Source organism: Paenibacillus ferrarius (assembly GCF_002027705.1).
Taxonomy (GTDB): Bacteria; Bacillota; Bacilli; order Paenibacillales; family NBRC-103111; genus Paenibacillus_E; species Paenibacillus_E ferrarius.
This window is the reverse complement of the sequence record NZ_MBTG01000004.1, coordinates 165,202-187,648: the sequence shown is the minus strand read 5'-3', so window position 1 is coordinate 187,648 and position 22,447 is coordinate 165,202. Positions and strand designations below refer to the sequence as shown.

The 22,447-nt window shown below is 49.2% G+C and carries 23 protein-coding genes and 1 other annotated feature; of the genes, 13 read left to right on the top strand and 10 right to left on the bottom strand.

Translation table 11 applies throughout. The features are described from left to right. Window position 1 precedes the first annotated feature (1 nt). Window positions 2–988, top strand: coding sequence for an ABC transporter permease (locus BC351_RS06210; protein ID WP_079409859.1), 987 nt, complete (start codon window positions 2–4; stop codon window positions 986–988). A gap of 122 nt (window positions 989–1,110) precedes the next feature. After that, complete coding sequence (ilvD, locus tag BC351_RS06205; RefSeq protein ID WP_079409858.1) at window positions 1,111–2,796, top strand: dihydroxy-acid dehydratase; 1,686 nt, start codon at window positions 1,111–1,113, stop codon at window positions 2,794–2,796. A 1,037-nt stretch (window positions 2,797–3,833) separates the two neighbouring features. Here the strand turns inward: ilvD and BC351_RS06200 are convergent. After that, window positions 3,834–4,973, bottom strand: coding sequence for a permease (locus BC351_RS06200; RefSeq protein WP_079409857.1), 1,140 nt, complete (start codon window positions 4,971–4,973; stop codon window positions 3,834–3,836). Window positions 4,974–5,089: 116 nt separating this feature from the next. Further along, window positions 5,090–5,357 (top strand) — a binding site (T-box leader). A 54-nt stretch (window positions 5,358–5,411) separates the two neighbouring features. Here BC351_RS06200 and trpS point away from each other — a divergent pair. Next, on the top strand, window positions 5,412–6,392 hold the full coding sequence (gene trpS / locus BC351_RS06195) for a tryptophan--tRNA ligase (RefSeq protein WP_079409856.1): 981 nt from the start codon (window positions 5,412–5,414) through the stop codon (window positions 6,390–6,392). A 63-nt stretch (window positions 6,393–6,455) separates the two neighbouring features. Here trpS and BC351_RS06190 read toward each other — a convergent pair whose 3' ends face one another. Further along, window positions 6,456–6,638, bottom strand: coding sequence for a DUF5325 family protein (locus BC351_RS06190; RefSeq protein ID WP_079409855.1), 183 nt, complete (start codon window positions 6,636–6,638; stop codon window positions 6,456–6,458). 153 nt (window positions 6,639–6,791) lie between these two features. On the opposite strand from BC351_RS06190, the gene BC351_RS06185 reads away from it, so the two are divergent. From BC351_RS06185 to BC351_RS06175, 3 genes are all read left to right on the top strand, one after another. Beyond that, on the top strand, window positions 6,792–7,025 hold the full coding sequence (locus tag BC351_RS06185) for an alpha/beta-type small acid-soluble spore protein (protein ID WP_079409854.1): 234 nt from the start codon (window positions 6,792–6,794) through the stop codon (window positions 7,023–7,025). A 195-nt stretch (window positions 7,026–7,220) separates the two neighbouring features. Further along, the gene (locus tag BC351_RS06180; RefSeq protein WP_079409853.1) at window positions 7,221–8,405 is read left to right on the top strand and encodes an NAD(P)/FAD-dependent oxidoreductase; all 1,185 of its coding nucleotides are present in this window, start codon (window positions 7,221–7,223) and stop codon (window positions 8,403–8,405) included. Window positions 8,406–8,460: 55 nt separating this feature from the next. Then, window positions 8,461–9,321: an RNA polymerase sigma-70 factor gene (locus tag BC351_RS06175; protein ID WP_079409852.1), complete on the top strand. Its 861-nt coding sequence runs from the start codon at window positions 8,461–8,463 to the stop codon at window positions 9,319–9,321. A gap of 46 nt (window positions 9,322–9,367) precedes the next feature. Here the strand turns inward: BC351_RS06175 and BC351_RS06170 are convergent, their stop codons facing one another. Beyond that, the gene (locus BC351_RS06170) at window positions 9,368–10,351 is read right to left on the bottom strand and encodes a metal-dependent hydrolase (RefSeq protein WP_079409851.1); all 984 of its coding nucleotides are present in this window, start codon (window positions 10,349–10,351) and stop codon (window positions 9,368–9,370) included. A gap of 157 nt (window positions 10,352–10,508) precedes the next feature. Here BC351_RS06170 and BC351_RS06165 point away from each other — a divergent pair, with 157 nt between their 5' ends. Beyond that, window positions 10,509–10,814 (top strand): hypothetical protein, encoded by a 306-nt coding sequence (locus BC351_RS06165; RefSeq protein WP_079409850.1) that lies wholly within the window; start codon window positions 10,509–10,511, stop codon window positions 10,812–10,814. 79 nt (window positions 10,815–10,893) lie between these two features. Here the strand turns inward: BC351_RS06165 and gerQ are convergent, their stop codons facing one another. The 7 genes from gerQ to urtA all read right to left on the bottom strand — a co-directional run bounded on the left by gerQ (window position 10,894) and on the right by urtA (window position 17,331). After that, entirely contained in the window at window positions 10,894–11,343 is a 450-nt protein-coding gene (gerQ, locus tag BC351_RS43225) for a spore coat protein GerQ (RefSeq protein ID WP_079409849.1), read from the bottom strand. A 185-nt stretch (window positions 11,344–11,528) separates the two neighbouring features. Then, a complete protein-coding gene (locus BC351_RS06155; RefSeq protein WP_079409848.1) occupies window positions 11,529–12,218 on the bottom strand; it encodes a response regulator transcription factor in 690 nt (229 codons plus the stop codon). 223 nt (window positions 12,219–12,441) lie between these two features. Continuing rightward, window positions 12,442–13,137, bottom strand: coding sequence for an urea ABC transporter ATP-binding subunit UrtE (urtE, locus tag BC351_RS06150; RefSeq protein ID WP_079409847.1), 696 nt, complete (start codon window positions 13,135–13,137; stop codon window positions 12,442–12,444). Further along, a complete protein-coding gene (gene urtD, locus BC351_RS06145) occupies window positions 13,130–13,921 on the bottom strand; it encodes an urea ABC transporter ATP-binding protein UrtD (protein ID WP_079409846.1) in 792 nt (263 codons plus the stop codon). The genes urtE and urtD overlap by 8 nt, the downstream gene beginning before the upstream one ends. Before the next feature lie 47 nt (window positions 13,922–13,968). After that, the gene (urtC, locus tag BC351_RS06140; RefSeq protein WP_079409845.1) at window positions 13,969–15,045 is read right to left on the bottom strand and encodes an urea ABC transporter permease subunit UrtC; all 1,077 of its coding nucleotides are present in this window, start codon (window positions 15,043–15,045) and stop codon (window positions 13,969–13,971) included. 20 nt (window positions 15,046–15,065) lie between these two features. Then, window positions 15,066–15,971 carry an urea ABC transporter permease subunit UrtB gene (urtB, locus tag BC351_RS06135; RefSeq protein ID WP_079409844.1) on the bottom strand — a complete coding sequence of 302 codons (906 nt, stop codon included), beginning with the start codon at window positions 15,969–15,971 and terminating at the stop codon, window positions 15,066–15,068. Window positions 15,972–16,065: 94 nt separating this feature from the next. After that, window positions 16,066–17,331, bottom strand: coding sequence for an urea ABC transporter substrate-binding protein (urtA, locus tag BC351_RS06130; protein ID WP_079409843.1), 1,266 nt, complete (start codon window positions 17,329–17,331; stop codon window positions 16,066–16,068). A 281-nt stretch (window positions 17,332–17,612) separates the two neighbouring features. Between urtA and BC351_RS06125 the strand changes: the two genes are divergently transcribed. From BC351_RS06125 to BC351_RS06100, 6 genes are read left to right on the top strand one after another with little or no spacing between them, the layout of a single operon-like run. Beyond that, window positions 17,613–17,915: an urease subunit gamma gene (locus BC351_RS06125; RefSeq protein WP_079409842.1), complete on the top strand. Its 303-nt coding sequence runs from the start codon at window positions 17,613–17,615 to the stop codon at window positions 17,913–17,915. 26 nt (window positions 17,916–17,941) lie between these two features. After that, complete coding sequence (gene ureB / locus BC351_RS06120; RefSeq protein WP_079409841.1) at window positions 17,942–18,325, top strand: urease subunit beta; 384 nt, start codon at window positions 17,942–17,944, stop codon at window positions 18,323–18,325. 13 nt (window positions 18,326–18,338) lie between these two features. Next, window positions 18,339–20,021, top strand: a complete 1,683-nt coding sequence (ureC, locus tag BC351_RS06115) for an urease subunit alpha (RefSeq protein ID WP_425270902.1) — start codon at window positions 18,339–18,341, stop codon at window positions 20,019–20,021. A gap of 36 nt (window positions 20,022–20,057) precedes the next feature. Continuing rightward, window positions 20,058–20,780, top strand: a complete 723-nt coding sequence (locus tag BC351_RS06110; protein WP_079409839.1) for an urease accessory protein UreF — start codon at window positions 20,058–20,060, stop codon at window positions 20,778–20,780. A 36-nt stretch (window positions 20,781–20,816) separates the two neighbouring features. Continuing rightward, window positions 20,817–21,476 carry an urease accessory protein UreG gene (gene ureG, locus BC351_RS06105; protein ID WP_079409838.1) on the top strand — a complete coding sequence of 220 codons (660 nt, stop codon included), beginning with the start codon at window positions 20,817–20,819 and terminating at the stop codon, window positions 21,474–21,476. Beyond that, the gene (locus BC351_RS06100; protein WP_158081990.1) at window positions 21,469–22,323 is read left to right on the top strand and encodes an urease accessory protein UreD; all 855 of its coding nucleotides are present in this window, start codon (window positions 21,469–21,471) and stop codon (window positions 22,321–22,323) included. Before ureG ends, BC351_RS06100 begins: the two co-directional genes overlap by 8 nt. The last annotated feature ends 124 nt before the right edge of the window (window positions 22,324–22,447 follow it).

Genomic DNA, 22,447 nt, shown 5'->3' with positions numbered 1-22,447 from the left:
CATGAAAGAAAAAAGCTTGGATTTTTCCTTTAAATACGGCGCGTTGTTCATTATTGCAGTGGTCATCGTCGTCTTCTCAATCATTAATGAAAATTTCATGACCTATGATAATATCGCCGATATTTTGCGGTCGATTTCCATCGTGATGTTCGTGGCGATTGGCGTTACGCTATCCCAAATTGTCGATGGTTTTGATTTGTCTGTAGGTTCTACCGTTTCTTTATCAACCGTTGGTGCAGCGGCTTTGATGGTCTGGTATCAACAGCCTTTGATTATCGTTATTATTGTTCCTCTTATTATTGGGGCTGTGATCGGACTCTTGAATGCGCTGCTGATCGTTAAGATTCGCATCCCGGATCTACTGGCGACTTTGGCCGTCATGTACATCATCGGCGGCGTCCAAAAGACGTATACGAAAGGCTTTTCGATCTATAATAATATGAGATTTCAAGATGGAACAGTAGCCAAAGGAAAGTTCACACCTGAGTTCCTCTGGATCGGACAAGGGAAGTTCCTTGGCGTACCCGTGCCCGTTATTCTCATGCTGGTTGCTGTTGTCGGCGTTCATATTTTCCTTACTTATACACGCTGGGGCAGACAATTGTACATGACAGGCGGCAATCGTGAAGCCGCTCGGTTGTCAGGGATTTCGGTGAATAAAATTCGTTTGGCGGCTTACGTATTATCGGGTATTTTTGCTGCATTCGGAGGCATTCTATATGCTTCCCGTGTCGGCTCTGGGCAGATAGATGCAGGTGCGCCGCTGCTGATGGAAGCTGTTGCTTCCGTGTTCGTCGGGTATTCCGTGCTTGGCGCTGGGAAGCCGAATGTGATTGGGACGTTTTTCGGAGCTGTTTTGATCGGCATTTTGCTCAATGGCTTGACGATGCTGAATGTTCCCTATTTTGGCTTCGACATTGTTAAAGGCGGCGTGTTGGTTCTGGCTTTGGCCATTACCTTCGTGCATTTGAATCGCAAAAAAGCTTAGGATTCACTCCAATTCCTAGTACATTGACGCGTCAACACACTAAAGGGAGAAATTTGACGAGAAGTGTGGTATGATAGATTCATTATTTTCTCAAACGAAAAGAATTCTAGGAGGAATTGAGTATGGCTCATCCAAAACAGCGCAGCGACATGATTAAAAAAGGATTCGACCGCGCTCCGCATCGCAGTTTGCTGCGTGCAGCCGGCGTTAAAGAGGAAGATTTCGGCAAGCCGTTTATTGCCGTTTGCAACTCTTATATAGACATTATTCCAGGACATGTGCATTTGCAAGAATTCGGTAAAATTGTGAAAGAAGCGATCCGTGAAGCTGGTGGCGTGCCTTTCGAGTTCAACACAATCGGGGTAGATGACGGCATTGCCATGGGTCACATCGGTATGCGTTATTCCTTGCCAAGCCGTGAAATTATTGCCGATTCTCTGGAAACGGTCGTAAACGCCCACTGGTTCGATGGACTTATTTGTATTCCTAACTGTGATAAAATTACACCGGGTATGATCATGGGGGCTCTTCGCGTTAACATTCCAACGATGTTAGTCAGCGGTGGACCGATGAAAGCCGGCAAAGATAAAAACGGCAAATCCATCTCCCTTTCCTCTGTATTCGAAGGCGTAGGTGCTTTCCAGGCAGGGAAATTGGACGAGGCTGGTTTGGAAGAGCTTGAGCAATACGGCTGTCCGACTTGCGGATCTTGTTCCGGTATGTTCACAGCAAACTCCATGAACTGTTTGGCTGAAGGTCTTGGACTAGCGATGCCAGGTAACGGTACGATTCTTGCTGTTGCTGAAGAGCGCAAGCAATTCGTTAAAGACTGTGCGAAGCAATTGATGGTACTAATCGAAAAAGACATCAAGCCTCGTGACATCGTTACGATTGATGCGATCGACAATGCGTTCGCTTTGGATATGGCGATGGGCGGTTCCACGAACACGGTTCTTCATACCCTTGCTATCGCGCACGAAGCTGGTGTGGATTACCCGATTTCCCGTATTAATGAAGTGGCAGAACGCGTGCCTCATCTTGCCAAAATTGCTCCGGCTTCCGATTACCACATCGAAGACGTGCATTTGGCAGGCGGTGTGAGCGCGGTTATTAATGAATTATTGAAAAAACCGGGTGCTTTCAACGGCGATTGCTTGTCTGTAACAGCTCAAACACTCCGCGAAAACGTTGCTGGATGCGAAATTCAGAACACGGACGTTATCCGTCCTTTGACGAACCCGCACAGCGAGCGCGGCGGTTTGGCTGTTCTATTCGGCAACTTGGCTCCTGAAGGCAGTATCGTAAAAGTCGGCGCCGTGGATAAATCCGTTGGCGGACGTCACGTTGGCCCTGCCATCTGCTTCAACTCCCAAGACGAAGCATTGTACGGAATTGCAAACGGTCATGTCAAAGAAGGCCATGTCGTTGTTATCCGTTACGAAGGACCAAAAGGTGGACCTGGTATGCCGGAAATGTTGGCTCCAACGTCCCAAATCGTCGGTATGGGTCTGGGCGCGAAAGTCGCTTTGATCACAGACGGACGTTTCTCCGGCGCATCCCGTGGTATCTCGATTGGTCATATGTCACCGGAAGCGGCTGAGGGCGGACCTCTGGCTTTCGTACAAGATGGCGACATCATTGATGTGGACATGGATGGCCGCAAAATCGAGCTGCAAATCAGCGATGAAGAGTTTGCGAAGCGTCGTGAAACTTGGAAAGATTTCGAACCGAAGATCCAAACTGGATATTTGGCGCGTTATACCAAAATGGTGACGAATGCAAGCGCAGGCGCCATCTTGAAAATTTAAGGTTTATGACAAAAGGAGTCTCGCGTATGTGCGAGACTCCTTTTATTTAGGCTCGGAGGGTCGAAAGATTACCTCTTGTTTATTTGTGGCTTGCGGATGAAGTGAGCCAAACGGCCCAACTGACCTGTCTGAACCGCCAGCTCAGCCATCCAGTACTCAGCACCCCAGCCACCCAGCCACCCAGTAACCCCAGCACCCGAGCACCCGAGCTATACCCAACTCCAGTAACCCAGCCACCCAGCCCCAAAGTAACCCCAGCTACCCAGCCACCGAGCCCCCAAGTAACCCCAGCTACCCAGCCACCGAGCCCCCAAGTAACCCCAGCTACCCAGCCACCGAGCCCCCAAGTAACCCTAGCTACCCAGCCACCGAGCCCCCAAGTAACCCCAGCTACCCAGCCACCCAGCTACCCAGCCACCCAGCCACCCAGCCCCCAAGTAACCCCAGCTACCCAGCCACCCAGCACTCAAGTAACCCCAGCTACCCAGCCACCCAAGTAACCCCAGTCACCCAGCCACCCAGTAACCAGTCACCCAGCACCCCAGCCACTCAGCCACCCAGTCACCCAGCCACTCAGCCACCCAGTCACCCAGCCACTCAGCCACCCAGTCACCCAGTCACCCAGCACCCCAGCCACTCAGCCACCCAGTCACCCAGCACCCCAGCCACTCAGCCACCCAGTCACCCAGTCACCCAGCACCCCAGCCACTCAGCCACCCAGCACCCAAGTAACCCCAGCCACCCAGCATCCAAGTAACCCCAGCTACCCCAACTGACCTTGACCCCGGGAAAAGGAACTATGTTCCCTTATTCCTCCTTCAAACAGTCATTTGGCTAGTCAGACGGAACTATGGTACGCTAATTTGCCTAATTTGCTAGATTTTCCACCTGTAGGGGTGAAATAAGGGATCCTATTTCCCTTTCAGCTGCAAATATCGGATTTTGAGTCAATTAGCGGATTGTAGTTCCTTTTCGCAGGAGTTTATGATATTTTCCTTGGTTTGCAAAAGAAGGCGGATGGGAATAGCGAGTCCAGCTTAGTTCAAAAAGAAGTGCATGAACAGCAAGGAGCCTGTCAAGACGATAACCGCGACAAGGATGGACAGCGTTAGAACGAAACGGGCTTTGAAGACGGATAACAGCATCAAGGTGCTTTTGACATCGATCATCGGTCCAAAGACGAGAAAAGCGAGTAAAGAACCAGGTGAGAAAGTCTTGGCAAAAGAGACAGCAACAAATGCGTCTGTCGTGGAGCATAGCGAGAGCAAATAGGCAAAGCCCATCATAAACACATGAGAAATGAAGGGGCCTTGGCCAATGGCAGAAAGGCTGTCTTGAGCGACGAAAGTTTGTATCAGCGCGGTCAGGAAAGCGCCAAGCATCAGATATTTGCTCATCTCCAGCAGCTCGGTGCTGCCATGATTGAGCATCGTCATGACACGGCCTCCGTGGGCATGATGATGATGACTGTGATTATGGTCATGGTCATGTTTGTGATGATGATCGTGATCATTGTCATGGTTGTGCAGGTGGTCATGGCTATGATGATGATCATCATGGCTATGGCTATGCTTTTCGCCATGCGTATGCTCACTCTTATGCTGATGCGTCTCGTTGGGCAGCGCCGGGATCGCGTGGCGCAGCGGATTGCTTTTCAGGAAGCGGGTCAGAAAGAGTCCAACAGCCAGAGCTACGCCAAAGGTGAGTCCCATTCTGGAGTAGGCCATGGCAGGATCTCCGCGGAAGGCCATGAAGGTCGAAGCGAATACTATCGGGTTCAGAATCGGTCCGACAAGGATGAAGATGACGGCGATATATACAGGCATTCCTTTGTGCATGAGACGGCGAACGAATGGAATCATGCCGCATTCACATAGCGGAAACATAATCCCAAGCACGCAGGCGAACAGGATGCCTCCGAGCGGATGACGGGGCGTCATGCGACGGATAAAGCCTTCCGGTATGAAATTTTCAACAACGGTAGATAACAGAACTCCTAACACCATAAAAGGCAAAGCGTCGAGAAAAATGTCCAGAAAAGCGGATAAGACGCTTTTGCTTTCGTACATGACTAAGCCGATAGGAGGCAGCTCTCTGGTTGTTGCAATGAGGAGAAGAAGCAACGCACAAATGACCGTGGAGATAGGTAGGCTCCACCGGTATAGAGTTGATGACAATTCGTTGACACCCCTTTGTCCATAGATTGTATGATCTATCTTATGTACGGGTTCTGTCGGATAGGACAATGTCCTTGGTTGACAATGGGAAGTCAAGGTGTATAATAATATCAAATCAATAAGCGATGATAGGAACAAGTAAGTTTGTCTCCGTTTCTCAGAGAGCCGGTGGTTGGTGCGAACCGGTGAAACGCGCAAATCGAATGGATCCTTGAGCTTGAGGCTGAACACAGTAAGCAGGCTGCCGGAACCTAGGCCGGAGAAACAACTGCTTCTGACTAAGTATGCCAAACGGTAGCTCTCCGTTATCAGAGCCTGAAGGTCTTAGGACAATGTTATGTTCACAGACAAATTAGGGTGGTACCACGGTCTCTCGTCCCTTGCGGCGAGAGGCTTTTTTGTGTCTTTTTTTGGAATACAAATGAGGAGGATTTTCACATGAAACGAGTTCTATCCGGCATGCAATCCAGCGGACAGCTGACGATTGGTAATTATATTGGCGCACTTCGCAATTATGTAAAGCTGCAGCATTTGCACCGCTGTTATTTTATGGTGGTGGATATGCACGCAATCACGGTTCCTCAAGATCCGGCGGCATTGAAGGAGCAAACGGAATCAGCGGCTTCACTCTACATTGCAGCGGGTCTAGATCCGAATAAGGCGTCCATTTTCCTGCAATCCCATGTGCATGCGCATGCTGAACTTGGCTGGATTATGACGACGTTGACGAATATGGGTGAACTGGAGCGGATGACGCAGTTCAAAGATAAGTCGGAAGGCAAAGATTCCGTTGGCGCGGGCTTGTTCACTTATCCGTCTCTGATGGCTGCGGATATCCTGTTGTACAACGCGGATCTTATTCCGGTCGGGGATGACCAGAAGCAGCATTTGGAGCTGACGCGCGATTTGGCGAACCGCTTCAACCACCGCTTCGGCGAAATGTTTGTGATGCCGCAGCCGTATACGCCGGAAATCGGCGCAAGAATCATGTCTTTGGATGACGCGTCCAAAAAGATGAGCAAAAGCAGTCCGAATGCCGGCAGCTTCATCGGCATGCTCGATGAACCGTCTGTGATTCGCAAAAAGCTTAGCCGTGCGGTCACGGATTCCGGGCGCGAGGTGAAGTATGATCCTCAGAACAAGCCTGAGGTAAGTAATTTGATCTCGATCTACTCCCACTTTGCCGACATGAGCGTAGCTGAGATTGAAGCCAAGTATGACGGGCAAGGTTATGGTCCTTTCAAAAAGGATTTGGCAGAGCAAGTCGTTGCGGTTCTTGAACCGATCCAACAGCGTTATCATGAGATTCGCAAATCGGGCGAGATTTTTGATATTTTGAAAAAAGGCGCGCAGGAAGCAGCGGAAGTTGCCGATCAAACCTTGCTTGAAGTGAAGAAGCGGATGGGCTTTGTCGTTTAAACACTAAAAAACCTTCAGCACCACGAAAAATCGTGGGGTTGAAGGTTTTTTTACTCTTTTTAGCTAAGGCCGACTGTTTCTTTTGCGAATCTTTGCTTTAACAACAAAGCCAAATCCGATAAATCCTAAAGAAACGATGCAGCAGGCAAGAACCAGCCAAGGCTGACGGAGAGCGATAAATAAACTGATGCCAGCGAGCAGAAGCGTGCCGACAACAGCGAATAGAAGCGCGAGAGGTTTACTCATGAATGTGACCTACTTTCTAGAAGATTGAGCTTTATCACCTTATTTTAAACTTTTTTCATCGTCGTGCATATAACTTCATTTTCTTCACATACTATCTTTGCAAGCTTGCAAATACATCAAAGATCATAGCTGACTGAAAGGAGTCTGATCCTTATGGGTACAGGACAATCTCGCAACAGCAATACGCTGGTAGTTCCACAAGCCAACCAAGCTTTAGATCAATTGAAGTATGAGGTGGCTCAAGAACTGGGCATCCAAATTCCTCAAGACGGTTACTATGGCTACATGGCAACTCGTGATACCGGAGCAATCGGTGGTCACATCACTCGCCGGTTGGTACAAATCGCCGAACAAACGCTAGCAGGTCAATCCGGCTTCCGCAGCTAGGAACCTGTCAACCGTTAATAGCTTTCACCGTTTTTTGTCATATGAAACCTGGAGGAGAAATCCTCTGGGTTTTTTCGATTTTACATAAGGTTATAGCTGATTGAGATAAAATGTGCAGGAACTGCTCCCTCGCTGTCACAAAATGTGCGACGAACTCGTTACATGCGTAATCACAGACAAGAGGAGTTGGTTCCTATGCAAGAACACACATGTATTGTTGTTGGCGGTGGCTATGCAGGCATTCACACGATCAAGGCTTTGCTTAAATCATTTCCGGGGAAATTTCATGGTAAAAAGCTTCGATTGATCTTAATGGACAAAGAAGCTTATCATCTTCGCAAGGTTCTGCTTTTTAAACCGGCTGCAGGGGGAGAAAGTATTACGATTCCTTTGGCAGATATGTTCCCGGAAGGAGTTCAGTTCGTTCAAGGCGCGATAAACAAGGTTGACAGTCAAGCGAGTCAGCTTCATTATACAGGCCCGGACGGTAAAGCAAATTGTATCAAATATGATCAATTGGTGATTACGGTTGGCAGTGTAGTTCGTCAGCCCGATCCAGACCAAGGCGGCATCGCCTTAACCGGTCTGGATTCTGCTGCGAGGATTAGAGCATGCTGGCAGGCCAATCTTCAGAAAGCGATCCATTGCACGAATGAAGCGGAACGAGAGCAATTGCTTGCCGTTGCTGTTGCAGGAGCGGGGATCAGCGGAATGGAAGCTTCGGCTGAGCTCATATCTGCGCTGCGTGATGAGGCGCGCAAGCTCAATCTGAACCCGTCGGATGTCCGTGTGTTTCTTCTTAATGCGCATGAACGCCTGTTCCAAGAGGGCCCAGCTAAGGTAGGGCACAAGCTCGCTCACGTACTTTCAGAAGCTGGCGTTATCGTTAAGCACGCTGCAAAAGCGCTCTATGAGAAAGATGGAAAGCTAGTCCTTGCGAACGGAGAACAGCTGTCCGTGGGATTAACGGTCTGGACGCTTGGTTTGCTGCCGAATCCGGTGCTTCGTACTCTAGGTTTGCCAATTACACAGGAGGGTCAACTTATCGTGGATGCCAGCTATCGTGTGAAGGGAGTATCTGGTGTCTATGCGATTGGGGACTGCGCCAGAATTACGGACGCGGCAACCGGTCGTCCTGACCGGCTCACCTGCAAGGAAGCGACGGCGCAAGCAGCTCGTCTGGCCAAGGTGCTGTGTGCGGATCTAGACGGATCGCGAGCTCCTGAACATACAGGCTTCATGGACTTTTTCTGCATTGGGCTGGGGCCTGAACGAGGGATGGTCTGGACTCACAAGTGGGGGCTAGATATAATCCTGACCGGCAAGCTTGGTTGGAAAGTACGAAAGTTCACTTGGGATCAAGCCAGTTTGCTACAATAGATGGTAGCCGTCCCGTGCGGATCGTGTACTGCTTTTTGCGAAAGGACTTCATACCATGGATACTTTATATACGCAATATAAACCATTGTTATTTACACTTGCTTATCAACTTTTAGGCTCGATTGCTGATGCCGAAGATGCTGTTCAGGATGTTTTTCTGAAGGCCTATGGTGTTAATCTGGAGGAGATGGATCACCCCAAAGCCTATCTCTGTCGTATGGTTACGAATCGTAGTTTGGATCAACTGCGGTCAGCCAAGCGTCGGCGTGAACGTTATGTAGGCCCGTGGCTGCCAGAGCCAATTCCTACGCCAGAGGGGGATGCTTTGGAATCGGTCGTTCGCAGCGATTTGCTTTCTTATGCGATGCTGGTTCTGTTGGAACGTTTGACACCGAGGGAACGTGCCGTCTTTGTTCTCCGGGAGGCGCTGTGTTTCGATCATTCGGCCATCGCGGATCTGATGGGGATCAGCGAAAGCAACTGCCGCAAAATAATGAGCCGGGCGAGAGCCAAAGCGGGGATCTCAGAGGAAGAGACTGTTACCGCTGAAGCAGGAGCAGGGGAATGGGTTGTTCGTTTCATGTTTGCCTTGGAACAGGGGAATCTGGATACATTGTTAGCACTTCTTTCAGAAGATGTCGTTCTTCTGTCCGATGGCGGCGGTAAAGTGCTGGCAGCAGCCCATCCTATTGAAACGAGATTGCGTGTTGCGCGTTTCCTTCTTGGCATTAAAGACAAAGCTTTGCACAACAAAGAGACCCTGCAAGCGGAGCTTAGGGAAGTGAACGGACAATCAGCACTGCTTATCCGAACGCAAGCCGGTATTGATACGATTCTGTTGGTCCACGTTGAGCAAGAGACGATCCGTCATGTGTATCTCGTAAGAAACCCTGATAAATTAAGAGCCTTTAACTGAACAAAAAAAGCAGTAGGCCTAATGGCCTACTGCTTTTTTTGTTTTATTAATACAGATCGACTCGCAATTTCTTCTCAAGCCGAGTATCGTTTACCCAACCGACGTACGAATCTAATGTTTGATAATTATGATCCATCAGAATGACTCCGACGAAAGGATATTGCTTGCGATGGCGATAGCGGACATCCGCCCATCTGACTTCGTATCCCCAACGATGCTCTTTGACTTCCGCACAGGTGAAGGAAGAGAAGTAAAGCAAGGCTTGAATGTCTTCGTGATGCTTGGACGCTTCAATCGCTGGATGTTCTTCGCATTTGATGGTATCAATCCATCTAAGCTTTGAATTTTTGAGTTCGCCCAGCTGGTAGCTGCCGTCCTGTTTGCGCTTCACGACGTTCCACACATAGAGGTTGAATGTTACAATAAGGGTATATTGATCTCCAGGTTGATAGGTAGGATCTTTGCGAAACAGTCCCTTTTCGACGATGTAATGATCAAGGGAGCGCCAGATGTAATAAAGGGCAAGGACACCATAGAGCGTCGGAAATACCAGCGTCGGACTTGCCACATGAAAGGACCACATGAAGATAGCCGCAATATGACTTGAAAAGATGAAGGGATCAAAAATGTGAATAATGTTCCACGATACCCACTTTTCTGAGAAAGGCCGAATCGCTTGTGTGCCATATGTGTTGAAACAATCAGTGAAAACGTGAAAACAGACGGCAATACCTACCCACATCCCAAGATGCAAGAGAGGGATTCCATGAAAGAAGAGTGCGAGTGCCCCGGTGATCAGCAGCGTCCATAGCAGTAAAGCTGGCAAAGAGTGAGAGCGACCGCGATGATTGCGAATGTACGTAGCGTTTCCTTTGAAGCGAAGCAGCCCGTCCACATCCGGAATCTGAGAGCCAATGATTGTTCCGATGAAGACTGCTGTCGTTGTCGCAGTATCCGCGGAAACACTAGGGTCAATTTGCGAAAGTCCCGCTAACCCTAAACCAATAACAAGATGAGTTCCTGTGTCCAAGTGGGTTTCCTCCTTAGCGTTTTCCATAGGAAAACTTGTTTCGTAAGCATAGGCTGAGTTTTCGGTTGGAAAACTGGCTTCATTCGGATCAACTTTTTCCGTCTTCTTAATAGTTTACCATTTTGGAGCAAAAAATAAATCAGAGGGAGATCTAAAAATGTCTAAAGTTTTTGTAGAGTATGCCATAAAACCCGAATATCGGGAGCCGTTTCTCATCTATATGCAGCAATGGCAGCATCGGGAAGGGCGTTTGGAGCTATTGGAGGGAACGGATCAAAAAGGACTTTATGTAGAAATTTGGAATGGTGTCTCTTATGAAGAGTATACCCATTTAAAGCAAGTTCGATTGCAAGGGAAGCAAGGAGATTTGCAGCCGGATTGGGAAGCATGGGTAGAAGGCGGTTTGCGCAAGCTCCATATGTGGCACTTTGCTGCCGTCTCTTCCTCAAAAAAAGGCCTATGACCTGGAGTTCCATAATGGAACTTGCAGATTCATAGGCCATGTTAGTTTGTTGGCAGGGGATTGCCGCGGTATTATGTGCTTATCTTGGTTGGCCAATCCCGCCATATGGATAGTAGTACTGAAGCTCTTGGTCGAATGTAATGTAGTCCAGATTCACCATAAGCAATAGATAGCGCATGCCTGTTGCTGGGTCGCTGATGATGATATGATCACGGCCTGCGGCTTCTAGTCTGCCTTTGAAGATCTTGGCATTCCATTCGGAGTTGTTTTCGTATGTCATGTAGATGGTAGCAATTTTGCCTAAGTTCAAGCGAAGTATGTTTTCGATGTAGGACTCTTCCAAAGGAAGGAGACCAGGAGGGTTCACACCGACAGGTCCTTGATTGCCAGTTGGCAGGACTGTGCCGGTAGGTGTTGGCGGTACGACTTTGTTCGTAATGTTGGTAGGCACCGGATAGGCAGGGTAGGGATACCCGAATTGGGCTTGCGGGTTGGCTTGATTGCCGATCTTGAAAGGGTTATTCAACATAAAAATAAATCCTCCTTGAGCTTTCGTCTTGAAAGCTTTCTTCTGATCTTCTTAGATATGCACGACCGTGCTTTTCCTAGAACCGTGCGGGAACGATTTCCATAATCATCATATTGTGCATTCGCCTATTTGGTGACTGCTTTTGCTCACTTTTTTGGGCAAAACAAAAAGCCTCACAAGGAGGCTTAAGAGAATAAAAACTTATAACCAACGCCCCAGACCGTTTTGATGTATTTCGGCTCTTTGGGATCGGTTTCTATTTTCTTGCGAAGGTTGGCGATGTGAACATCAATGGCACGCTCAGTTACGTAGGAATCGAACCCGCGAACACGGTTCAGCAGCTCTTCGCGGCTGTACACGCGACCTTGATTTTGCCAGAGAAGTTTCATAATTTCGAATTCAGAGAAGGTGGTTTCTATCATCTTGTTATGAACGAATAAACAACGTTTCTCGAAATCTAAATGGACGATTTGGCCGGGTGCTTCATCCGCTTCCGCTGTTGGGGGGATGAAGACATGCGAACGACGGAGCAGCGCTTGAATGCGGGCAGCAAGCTCTCTCATCGAGAAGGGTTTGCACAAATAATCATCAGCACCTGTTTGCAGGCCTTTAACACGGTCTGAAACCTCGCTTTTGGCAGAGACCATAAGGATTGGAATCATAGAAACCGTTCGAAAGTGGGTACATAGCTGGATGCCATCTACATCAGGCAGCATAATGTCTAACACGATGATATCGGGTTCGAAGTCTCGGAATAGGGTTTCCCCTTGGCGGCCAGTTTCTGCCCGCATGACTTGATAGCCTTCTTCGTACAAATAAATGGACATCATTTCACCAATGCTTAAATCATCTTCAATGATCAAAACTTTAGACATACACGTTCCCCTCCTTTTCCTTCAAAAGGCTTGGTCCTCGATATGCCGGACGCAATAATTGTTTTATATTGTCATGTTATCATTATCCATTTTGTGACGTCCAGTTTTATGTTAATAAATAGGTCAATTCATAGAAAAAAAGAAACTGGATGGTACTTGATACCTACAAGATTAGGTCAAGTATGCCAGTTTCTTCTGATAGCGTGAGTTAAAGCTTGCCAAATCATACGGTTAAATGCTTACGAACTTGTTCTTCGCTCAAATGCTCGGCTCCACCCTCAGCGGCTATGGTGCCTCGATCCAACACATAATAGTAATCCGCTATGCGGGTAGCGAATTCCAAGCTTTGTTCAACCAGTAAGACAGCGATTTCCCGATTACGCTTGATGGCTTCGATGATGGCTTCAATTTCCATCACGATGGATGGCTGTATCCCCTCCATGGGCTCGTCTAGAAGGAGGAGCTTGGGGCCGGATGCCAAGGCGCGAGCGATGGCCAACTGCTGCTGCTGACCGCCGCTGAGGTCGCCTCCTTTGCGATGAAGCATTTGACGAAGCACAGGGAAGGTGTCGAAGAGGGAGTCAGGCAGCTTCTTCCGCCCATCTGCGGCGGCTTCTAGACCTAGCAGCAGGTTTTCTTCCACACTAAGCTGAGGGAAGATTTCGCGGCCTTGCGGCACGTAGCCGATACCCGATTTGGCACGTCGATCGGGCGGGAAGGAGCTAATGTCTCGGTCATGGTAAGAAATGGAGCCGGACTTTGGTTTGACGACGCCCATGATGCTTTTCATCAAGGTGGATTTGCCAACCCCATTACGTCCCATAAGGCAAACGATTTGTCCTGGCTTGACCTGAAGGTTGACGTTGCGAATGACCATGCTTTCGCCGTAGCCGGCTTCAATCTTCTGAAGGTTAAGCACCGCGCTCCACTCTCCTTCCTAGATACACTTCAGCAACCTTGTCATCATTCTGGATTTCTTGCATCGTACCTTCACGGAGAACGGTGCCTTCATGAAGAACGGTAACGGTTTTTGCAAATTGACGAACAAATGCCATGTCGTGTTCGACGACAATGATCGTCTGGTTAGCCGCTATTTCGTGCAGCAGCTCACCTGTTTTCTCCGTTTCGCTGTCCGTCATGCCGGCAGCCGGTTCGTCAAGCAGCAGCAGATCGGGCTCTTGCATGAGCAGCATCCCGATTTCGAGCCATTGCTTCTCGCCATGAGATAAGGAGCCTGCTCGCTCATTGCTCTTGTTCTGCAGTCCGATCATCTCCAGCCTATAATGCAGGCGATCCCGCTGTTCACTTGTTGTTTTGGCCACTAGTGCGCTAAGGAGACCTCGCTTCTGCTTCATGGACAAAGCCAAATTCTCAAATACGGTTAATGTCGAGAAAACAGAAGGTGCTTGAAACTTGCGGCCGATACCAAGCTGGGCAATTTGGTGCTCTTGATGCTTCGTGAGATCAATGGAATTTTTGAAATGCACATGACCTTGTGAAGGTTTCACTTTCCCGCAAATGACATCCAGGAGCGTTGTTTTACCTGCCCCATTCGGCCCGATGAGGAATCGAAGCTCTCCATATTGCAAGGAAAAGTCCAGATTTCGCAAGGCTTTGAATCCAACAAAGTTCACCTCAAGTCCTTTCACGCTCAGGATGTTCTCGCCTGCCACAGGTTCTTGCTTCGCTATTTGTCCTAGCATTGGGAAAACTCCTCCTTCTTTGTTCATAAAATCTGGATCATGTATAGTCAGCTTGCTTCTTGCGAGGAAGATATCGACTTGGGAAGCACGGGTTTTTTCCAATTGGAGGTGTAGTGGGTAATCGTGCCAACGATGCCTTTGGGTAAAAGAAGGACAACGATAATGAACATGGCTCCGAGCATAATCGGCCACCAAGCAGGATAGGCTTCGCTGAAGGTTGTTTTGGCGGCATTCGTAACCAAGGCTCCTAGAACAGCGCCGCCAATGGTTGACCGGCCGCCGATTGCCACCCACAGGACCATCTCGATGGAAGGGACAATGCCCATTTGCGCGGGTGAAATGATGCCTTCCTGAAGGACGAAGAACACGCCGGCAAGCCCTGCTAAGCCAGCGGACACACAGTAAATGAATACTTTGAAGGCGACGGGATTATAGCCGATGAAGCGGACGCGATTTTCTCCATCGCGAATGGCGGTGAGAATATTGCCCATCCGGCTGGTCACGAGCATACTGCAAAGGATGAGCACTGCGACAACAACGGCAAGCGTGAGATAGAAAAATAACAATTTGGTGGATTGTGCTTGCAGATTTAAACCAAGAAAAGTGTTGAAATTCGTAAGCCCATTCGTGCCGCCTGTATAGCCTTGCTGACCAACAAACAAGGTCACCGCAATAATGACAAGCGCTTGAGAAAGGATAGAGAAAAAGGCGCCTTTGATCCGATTGCGAAATGTAAAATAGCCTAAAATGAAGGCAACGATCATAGGCACAATCAAGGCGAGCAAGAAGGCTGCGCCTGCATTGTGAAACGGAATCCAGAACCAGGGGAGGCTTTCGACACCGCTCCAGGACATGAAATCCGGCAGCTGGTCAGGCGTCGCGGCAAGTTTCAAATGCATCGCCATGCAATAAGCGCCAAGTCCGAAATACACGCCATGCCCGAGGCTCAGGATGCCGGTGTAGCCCCAAATGAGATCAATGCCCATGGCGATAATGGCGTAGGCGAGAAATTTGCCGAGAAGCGATAAGCGAAATTCCGATAAGAAGAGAGGGGCTAAGGCGATAACGATCAAGAAAACGGTGTATACCGTGAGTTTGATTTTGGATTGTCCGGCTAAGAGCATGGAGGTTGACACATCCTTTCTTAATCTAAGGATCTTGAACGGATCGTCACAAGTCCCATCGGTTTCCACTGCAAGAAGGCGATGATCAGGGTGAAGACAAGTACTTTGCCGAGCGTAGCACTCGTTGTGTATTCTAAAGCCGTATTGAACACCCCGATTCCTAATGCTCCGGCAACCGTACCGATCAACTTGCCGATTCCGCCAAGTACCACCACCATGAAAGCATCAACAATGTAATAGGTGCCGATGGTTGGACCAATAGGTCCCAGCAGGGTTAAGGCGCACCCCGCAATTCCTGCCATAGCAGAGCCGAAGGCGAAGGATTGCGCATCTACCCGGCGGGTAGATATCCCCAGACAAGCGGCCATTTCCCGATTCTGCATGACGGCTCTCATCCGTCTGCCGCCTGCGGAGTGGTACAGGTACATATAAATCATAAGGATGCATAGTGCCACTAAGGCGATGATAAAGAGCCGCTTGTAGGGCAGAATGAGGTCGGCTGTCACATGCCAGCCGCCTTCCAGCCATTCCGGCGCCTTCACGGCAACATTCGGGGCGCCGAAGATCGTCCTTGCCAGCTGCTGCAAGGCGAGGCTGACTCCCCAAGTCGCCAGCAGGCTATCCAGCGGCCTTCCATACATGAAGCGAATCAAGCAAAGCTCAAGCAGCCAGCCTACGACGAAGGCAACAACGAAGGCTACACCCAGTGAAACAATGAAATACCAGCCGAAAGCGGACGCTGGAAGCATTTTCTGAAACCATTGTTGAACCAGATACGCCATATAGGCGCCAATCATAATGAATTCACCGTGAGCCATGTTCATGACGTTCATGAGGCCGAATGTAATGGCAAGGCCAATAGCGATCAGGAGTAGAATGGAGCTTAAACTTAAGCCGTTAAACAGTTGAAGCAGCAGTAGACTCATAACAATCCTCCCCCGGTAAAGCCTGAGTAAATGATGAAATCCAGGACTGCCGTTAGGCAATCCTGGCTCCAATAACGATCCTCATAAGTCCCTCTTATTTCTTCGTTACTTCTGAGCCCCAAGGGTAGGTTTTAAGGAAGGGATCCGGCTTGAGCGCTTGACCGGAATTCCATATTTCTTTGATTTGCCCATCCGCCTGGATTTGGCCGATACGAGCTGTTTTGTAAATATGCTGGTTCTCGCCGTCAATCGTAACTTTGCCTTCCGGTGAGTTCCATTCGATGCCTTTGGCTGCAGCTTTTACTTTCTCTACATCAAAGGAACCAGCTTTCTTCACTGCGGCAGCCCATAAATATACAGCTGTGTAACCAGCTTCAATCGGGTCATCCGTTACACGGTCTTTGCCATATTTGGCTTTGTAGGCTTCAACGAATTTTTTGTTTTCTGGTATATCCGTTGTTTGGTAATAGTTCCAAGCCGTGTAGTGACCATCGAGAACAGATGCGCCAATCCCGCGAACTTCTTCTTCAGCGATACTTACGGACATCGTCGTCAAGTCTTTGGCTGTAATGCCGGCATCCTTTAATTGTTTGAAAAAGGCTACGTTGCTGTCACCGTTCAACGTATTGAAAATAACGTCCGGTTTGTCTTTTTTAATCTTGCTGATAATTGTGTTGTAATCGGTGTGTCCAAGCGGGGTATATTCTTCTGCAATCAGCGTACCGCCTTCAGCCTTCAACTGCTCTTTAATAATCTTGTTGGCTGTTCTTGGGAATACGTAGTCGGAACCCAGGAGGTAGAATTTCTTGCCTTTGTTTTGCAGGAGCCAAGTGACAGCGGGGATAATTTGCTGGTTCGTTGTAGCGCCGATGTAGAAAATGTTCGGTGATGATTCCACGCCTTCATATTGTACGGGATACCACAGTAATCCCTTATTCTGCTCGACGACTGGAAGCACCGCTTTGCGGCTGGCAGATGTCCAGCATCCAAAGATCGTTACAACGCTGTCCTTTTGCAGTAACTTCTTAGTTTTCTCTGCAAAAGTCGGCCAATCGGATGCCCCGTCTTCAATAACGGGTTTGATTTTTTTGCCCAAGAGTCCCCCGGCTGCATTAATTTCGTCAATTGCCATAAGTTCCGCATCTCTGACAGATACTTCGCTGATGGACATCGTTCCTGTTAGAGAGTGAAGAATACCAACAGGTACGGTTTCATCCTTCGTCTCCGCCTTAACCTCCGCAGCTGTAGATGACTTAGGTGTAGTTGAGGTTGGAACCGATTTGGCACAGCCGGCCATGACCATCATTAGAGCCATGCTCAAAGCGACTGTGAGTTTACCTTTGTTTCTTATCTCTCTCATTCTCTGCCCACTCCCTTGCTTACAAGATTTGGATTACAACGCTTATGATAAATTGGGAAACAGGTTAGTGTCAATATACATGACACAAAAGAAAGGTTATTTGTGCTGGATGCACAAAATGCGATTAATTCTTTGGGGAAATCACATAAATACGAAATATTCCTTCGAAAAATTCAGTTTTAATGTAACTATATATGACATATAAGATTTACAATCGTTAAATACACGAATATAATAAGTGTAAAGGATTCCCATTATTCGGTTTTTGAAGAGGTGAAGATGTGCATTTAACGGAGAGAGAGAAAGAAAAATTGCTCATTACAGTGGCCGCCGATCTAGCGCGTCGAAGACTTGGGAGAGGTTTGAAATTGAATTATCCAGAAAGCATAGCGCTGCTCACCTCTGAAATTATGGAAGGGGCCCGGGACGGCTTGACCGTTGCAGAACTGATGGCATTCGGCACGACCATTTTGAGCGCGGAGCAAGTGATGGAAGGCGTTCCGCAAATGATTCATGAGGTTCAAGTCGAAGCGACATTTCCTGATGGTACGAAGTTAGTGACCGTTCACGAACCAATTACCTAAAATGATCAAAGGAAAGGGGCGACACCATGGTTCCGGGAGAATACCGAACTGGCAAGGGCTATATTGAAATGAATGTTGGAAGACAAACGGTCAGCTTGATCGTTACGAATACAGGAGATCGTCCCATTCAGGTCGGCTCGCACTTTCACTTTTTTGAAGTTAATCGGGCATTGGATTTCTCGAGAGAACTTGCTTTTGGGATGCGTTTGGACATTCCGGCAGGGACAGCGGTTCGCTTCGAGCCTGGGGAACAGAAGCCTGTTCAGCTAGTTGAGCTGGGCGGTGCCAAAGTTTCCTATGGTCTGAATAATTTGAGCAGGGGTCTGGTCGTCAAAGGGCAAATGTCAGATGAGGTCAAAGAAAGATTGCAAACATGGGAGGGAAATCCCGGTGAATCGAATAGATCGTAGGAGCTATGCTTCAATGTTTGGTCCAACAACCGGTGATGCCATTCGACTGGCAGATACGGAATTGTGGGCACAAATCGAACATGATTACACGGTATACGGCGATGAATGCAAATTTGGCGGAGGCAAAGTCATTCGCGATGGCATGGGGCAATCCAGCGGCGCCACACGCGATCAAGGCGTTCTTGATACTTTGATCACGAATGCCGTTGTCATCGACCATTGGGGCATTGTCAAAGGGGATATCGGCATCCGGGACGGTCACATTGTTGGCATCGGCAAAGCGGGGAACCCGGACATTATGGATGGCGTACATCCCTCGATGATCGTAGGTGCCAGCACGGAAGTCATTGCGGGTGAAGGTAAAATCGTGACAGCGGGCGGGATCGATGCCCATATCCATTTCATCTGTCCACAGCAAATTGAGACGGCGCTGTCTTCCGGTGTGACGACGATGATTGGCGGAGGCACAGGGCCAGCCACGGGCACCAATGCAACAACGTGCACACCAGGAGCTTGGCATATGCAGCGCATGCTCGAGGCTGCGGAAGCGTTCCCGATGAATTTGGGTTTTACGGGCAAAGGAAACGCCTCGTTCCTCGCGCCTTTAGTCGAGCAGATTGAAGCCGGAGCGATTGGCCTGAAGCTTCATGAAGATTGGGGAACAACACCTGCCGCGATTGATACGTGCCTGGAAGCAGCAGATCAATACGACGTTCAGGTAGCTATTCATACCGATACATTAAATGAAGCGGGATTTCTGGAGGATACGCTGGCGGCTATCAAAGGCCGGACGATTCACACGTATCATACGGAGGGAGCGGGCGGCGGGCATGCGCCCGATATTATCCGCGCAGCAGCCGAGCTTAACATTTTGCCATCTTCCACGAACCCGACGAGGCCATATACGATCAATACCATAGAAGAGCATCTCGATATGCTGATGGTGTGCCATCATCTGGATAGCCGTATTCCCGAGGATGTTGCTTTCGCGGATTCGCGAATTCGCCCTGAGACGATTGCGGCGGAGGATATCCTGCATGATTTAGGCGTGTTCAGCATGCTAAGCTCAGATTCGCAGGCGATGGGGCGGGTGGGCGAGGTCATTATCCGCACTTGGCAAACAGCCGATAAGATGAAGAAACAGCGTGGACCGTTGTCTCCTGACACGGAGGAAGGCGATAATTTTCGGATCAAACGGTACATTGCCAAATATACGATTAACCCCGCGATTACACATGGGGTCTCGCATCTTGTCGGTTCGATTGAGCCTGGCAAATTTGCCGATTTGGTCATTTGGAGTCCAATGTTCTTCGGGGTGAAGCCAGATTTGGTTCTCAAGGGCGGCAGTATCGCCTATGCGCAAATGGGAGACCCGAATGCTTCGATTCCGACGCCTCAGCCGGTATTCGGCCGGCCGATGTTCGCTGCATTTGGCAAAGCCTTAACGCAAAGCTCCATTACCTTCGTCTCTCAAACGGCCTATGACCGCGGTATTGCAGAGAAGTTGGGGCTGCGCAAACGCATTGAGCCTGTGAAGGGCTGCCGCGATATTTCGAAGAAAGATATGATTCACAATGATGGGACACCTTCGATTGAGGTGAATCCCGAAACTTATGAAGTGAAGGTTGATGGCGAAGCAATCACATGCGAGCCGGCGACAAAGCTGCCGATGGCACAGTTGTATTTTTTATTTTAAAAAAACACAGGAAGTTCCAGATTGAGGTGAGTACAAATGACGGCAGCTGGATTGACTTCACAGCAAACGGCCCCAAAGTTCCACTGGCTCGCTTATCAACAGCTGCTTGACTCCGCTCTGCCGATTGGCGGCTTCTCTCATTCCTTTGGTTTGGAAACGTTAGTTCAGCAAGGTCGATTGCAAACGGTGGATGAGCTTGAAGCCTACATCGGCACGATGCTTGCGAACAGCTGGGCTTCCTCTGATGCGATGGTGATCAAAGCCGTGTATCAACACATGCCGAGCGAGACATGGGAGCAGCTCTGGGAGATCGACCACATGCTGCATGTGCAGCGGGCGTCAAGCGAAGCAAGAATCGGTGTTCAGAAAATGGGACGCAGGCTGCTTCAGCTAGCCAAGTCCATGTATCCCGATCTGTCTTGGCAGTCGCTCGATGAGGCTGTGAAAGCGGGGCGATGCAGTTCCAACCATCCCATGATTCATGGATGGGTCAGTTATCAGCTTAGGGTGCCGCTGGATCAAGCCGTGGAAGGATATTTATACAGCTGCATCATGACCTGCATCAACAGCGCGCTGAGACTCATGTCCATGGGGCAGACGCAAGGGCAGATTCTGCTTGCCAAGCTGGTTCCGCTGACGGAGCGGGAATGGCGGCGTGTGGCTCATTTAGACCCCTTGGATGCGTATACGAACTCACCAGCTGCTGATTTGGCTATGATGCAGCATGAAACGCTATATTCGCGATTGTTTATGTCTTAGGGCTGACGCCCTAATCCAATTTGAGGAGGAATGGCTATGTGTCAAGGTCAAGGTCATCATCATCATCCGTGGGAAAAGCCTGCTGTGGATCGGAGCCGTCCGATGCGTATCGGGATTGGCGGTCCCGTAGGTTCCGGCAAAACAGCACTCGTGGAGCGATTAGCCCGCAAATTGAATGATCGCTACAGCATTGCGGTCATTACGAATGATATCTATACGAAGGAAGATGCGCGTATTTTGATTAGCTCTGAGGCGCTGCCAGAGGAACGGATCATTGGGGTAGAGACAGGCGGCTGTCCGCATACAGCGATTCGGGAGGACGCTTCGATGAACTTCGAAGCGATTGAAGAATTGGAGCAGCGTTTCGACAACCTCGATATCATATTCATTGAAAGCGGCGGGGATAATCTGGCTGCGGCGTTCAGTCCGGAATTGGTCGATCGCTTCATCTATATTATCGATGTGGCGCAAGGCGAGAAGATTCCGCGCAAAGGCGGCCCTGGCATTATGCGTTCCGATATGCTGATCATTAACAAAATCGATCTCGCGCCTTACGTTGGCGCAAGCCTGGAAGTGATGGATTCAGACACGAAGAAGATGCGCGGCGATCGTCCGTATATTTTCTCCAACCTGATGGGCGGCACAGGGCTTGATGACATTGTCGCATGGGTGGAGACGGAGTTCAGCCATGCCTAAGGTGACCGGGGAGATTCAGGTGGAATTTGCGGTACGCAGCGGCTTGACGCAGCTCGTTCGCAAATATCACACCTCCCCGCTCAAGATCGCCAAAACGTTTCGTTACGATAACGAAACGCTCTCTTTAGACGCACCTCCTGCGGAGCAGCTGGGCGTCTACATGATGGACTGCTCCCCTGGGCTCATGTCGGGGGATCATTACGAAATCACGATGCGCCTCGGCGAGGGCGCCCGTGTTTATCTCACGAACCAGTCGTTCACGAAGGTCCATCCTTCGGAGGCCGGTTCGGGGAGCACGCAGCGGCAGACGCTGAAGCTGGGGGCTGAAGCTTTGCTGGAGTACATGCCGGAGCCGCTGATGCTGTATAAGGATGCAAGCTTGGCCGCGGAGATGGACGTTCAGCTTTCGCCAGGTTCAGCGCTCATCTTCTCGGATGTGCTTTGCCCTGGACGAACGCAGCGAGGTGAAATATTTCATTACACCCGATACACGAATCGATTGAAGGTCTGGCATGATAACGAGCTGATCTTCTATCAAAATCAAAAAATTGAACCAGCGTCCATGCAATTGTCAGCACCGGGCTGTTGGGAGCAGGAAACGCATCTGGGAAATCTATACGTGTTTTCGGATCGCCTGAACCAGCGAGAGCTTGAAGCTGTACTGGCGATCATGGATACATTGGGAGATGTTCAGGTGCGTGTGGGAGCCAGTCTTACTTACAAACATGGCCTAGTCGTCTCGATCATGGGCAGACATGCATGGGAAGTGCAGAACGCATTGTCAATTGGCTGGCAGGAACTTCGCCGCAGTTTGTTTGGATTCATGCCCTTAATGGTAAATAAATAACATTGTGATAAAGGAGCCTTGTTGGGCTTCTTCTTTTTTTTCCTCTGGCAGAGAATGGTAAGTACTTTTTCCACGCATACTGGTAGGAGAATCGACAATATGATGACAACTGGCCGCACTTCAT

Excerpts from the sequence above, each read along its gene's own strand:
- BC351_RS06165 (WP_079409850.1), top strand. The coding sequence starts at position 10,509 with ATGTCTAAAGTTTTTGTAGAGTATGCCATAAAACCCGAATATCGGGAG.
- BC351_RS06100 (WP_158081990.1), top strand. The coding sequence starts at position 21,469 with ATGCCTAAGGTGACCGGGGAGATTCAGGTGGAATTTGCGGTACGCAGC.
- gerQ (WP_079409849.1), bottom strand. The coding sequence starts at position 11,343 with ATGTTGAATAACCCTTTCAAGATCGGCAATCAAGCCAACCCGCAAGCC.
- BC351_RS06155 (WP_079409848.1), bottom strand. The coding sequence starts at position 12,218 with ATGTCTAAAGTTTTGATCATTGAAGATGATTTAAGCATTGGTGAAATG.
- trpS (WP_079409856.1), top strand. The coding sequence starts at position 5,412 with ATGAAACGAGTTCTATCCGGCATGCAATCCAGCGGACAGCTGACGATT.
- ureG (WP_079409838.1), top strand. The coding sequence starts at position 20,817 with ATGTGTCAAGGTCAAGGTCATCATCATCATCCGTGGGAAAAGCCTGCT.
- BC351_RS06210 (WP_079409859.1), top strand. The coding sequence starts at position 2 with ATGAAAGAAAAAAGCTTGGATTTTTCCTTTAAATACGGCGCGTTGTTC.
- BC351_RS06175 (WP_079409852.1), top strand. The coding sequence starts at position 8,461 with ATGGATACTTTATATACGCAATATAAACCATTGTTATTTACACTTGCT.
- ilvD (WP_079409858.1), top strand. The coding sequence starts at position 1,111 with ATGGCTCATCCAAAACAGCGCAGCGACATGATTAAAAAAGGATTCGAC.
- urtA (WP_079409843.1), bottom strand. The coding sequence starts at position 17,331 with ATGAGAGAGATAAGAAACAAAGGTAAACTCACAGTCGCTTTGAGCATG.
- urtD (WP_079409846.1), bottom strand. The coding sequence starts at position 13,921 with ATGCTAGGACAAATAGCGAAGCAAGAACCTGTGGCAGGCGAGAACATC.
- ureC (WP_425270902.1), top strand. The coding sequence starts at position 18,339 with ATGTTTGGTCCAACAACCGGTGATGCCATTCGACTGGCAGATACGGAA.
- ureB (WP_079409841.1), top strand. The coding sequence starts at position 17,942 with ATGGTTCCGGGAGAATACCGAACTGGCAAGGGCTATATTGAAATGAAT.
- BC351_RS06180 (WP_079409853.1), top strand. The coding sequence starts at position 7,221 with ATGCAAGAACACACATGTATTGTTGTTGGCGGTGGCTATGCAGGCATT.
- urtC (WP_079409845.1), bottom strand. The coding sequence starts at position 15,045 with ATGCTCTTAGCCGGACAATCCAAAATCAAACTCACGGTATACACCGTT.
- BC351_RS06110 (WP_079409839.1), top strand. The coding sequence starts at position 20,058 with ATGACGGCAGCTGGATTGACTTCACAGCAAACGGCCCCAAAGTTCCAC.
- BC351_RS06190 (WP_079409855.1), bottom strand. The coding sequence starts at position 6,638 with ATGAGTAAACCTCTCGCGCTTCTATTCGCTGTTGTCGGCACGCTTCTG.
- BC351_RS06185 (WP_079409854.1), top strand. The coding sequence starts at position 6,792 with ATGGGTACAGGACAATCTCGCAACAGCAATACGCTGGTAGTTCCACAA.
- urtB (WP_079409844.1), bottom strand. The coding sequence starts at position 15,971 with ATGAGTCTACTGCTGCTTCAACTGTTTAACGGCTTAAGTTTAAGCTCC.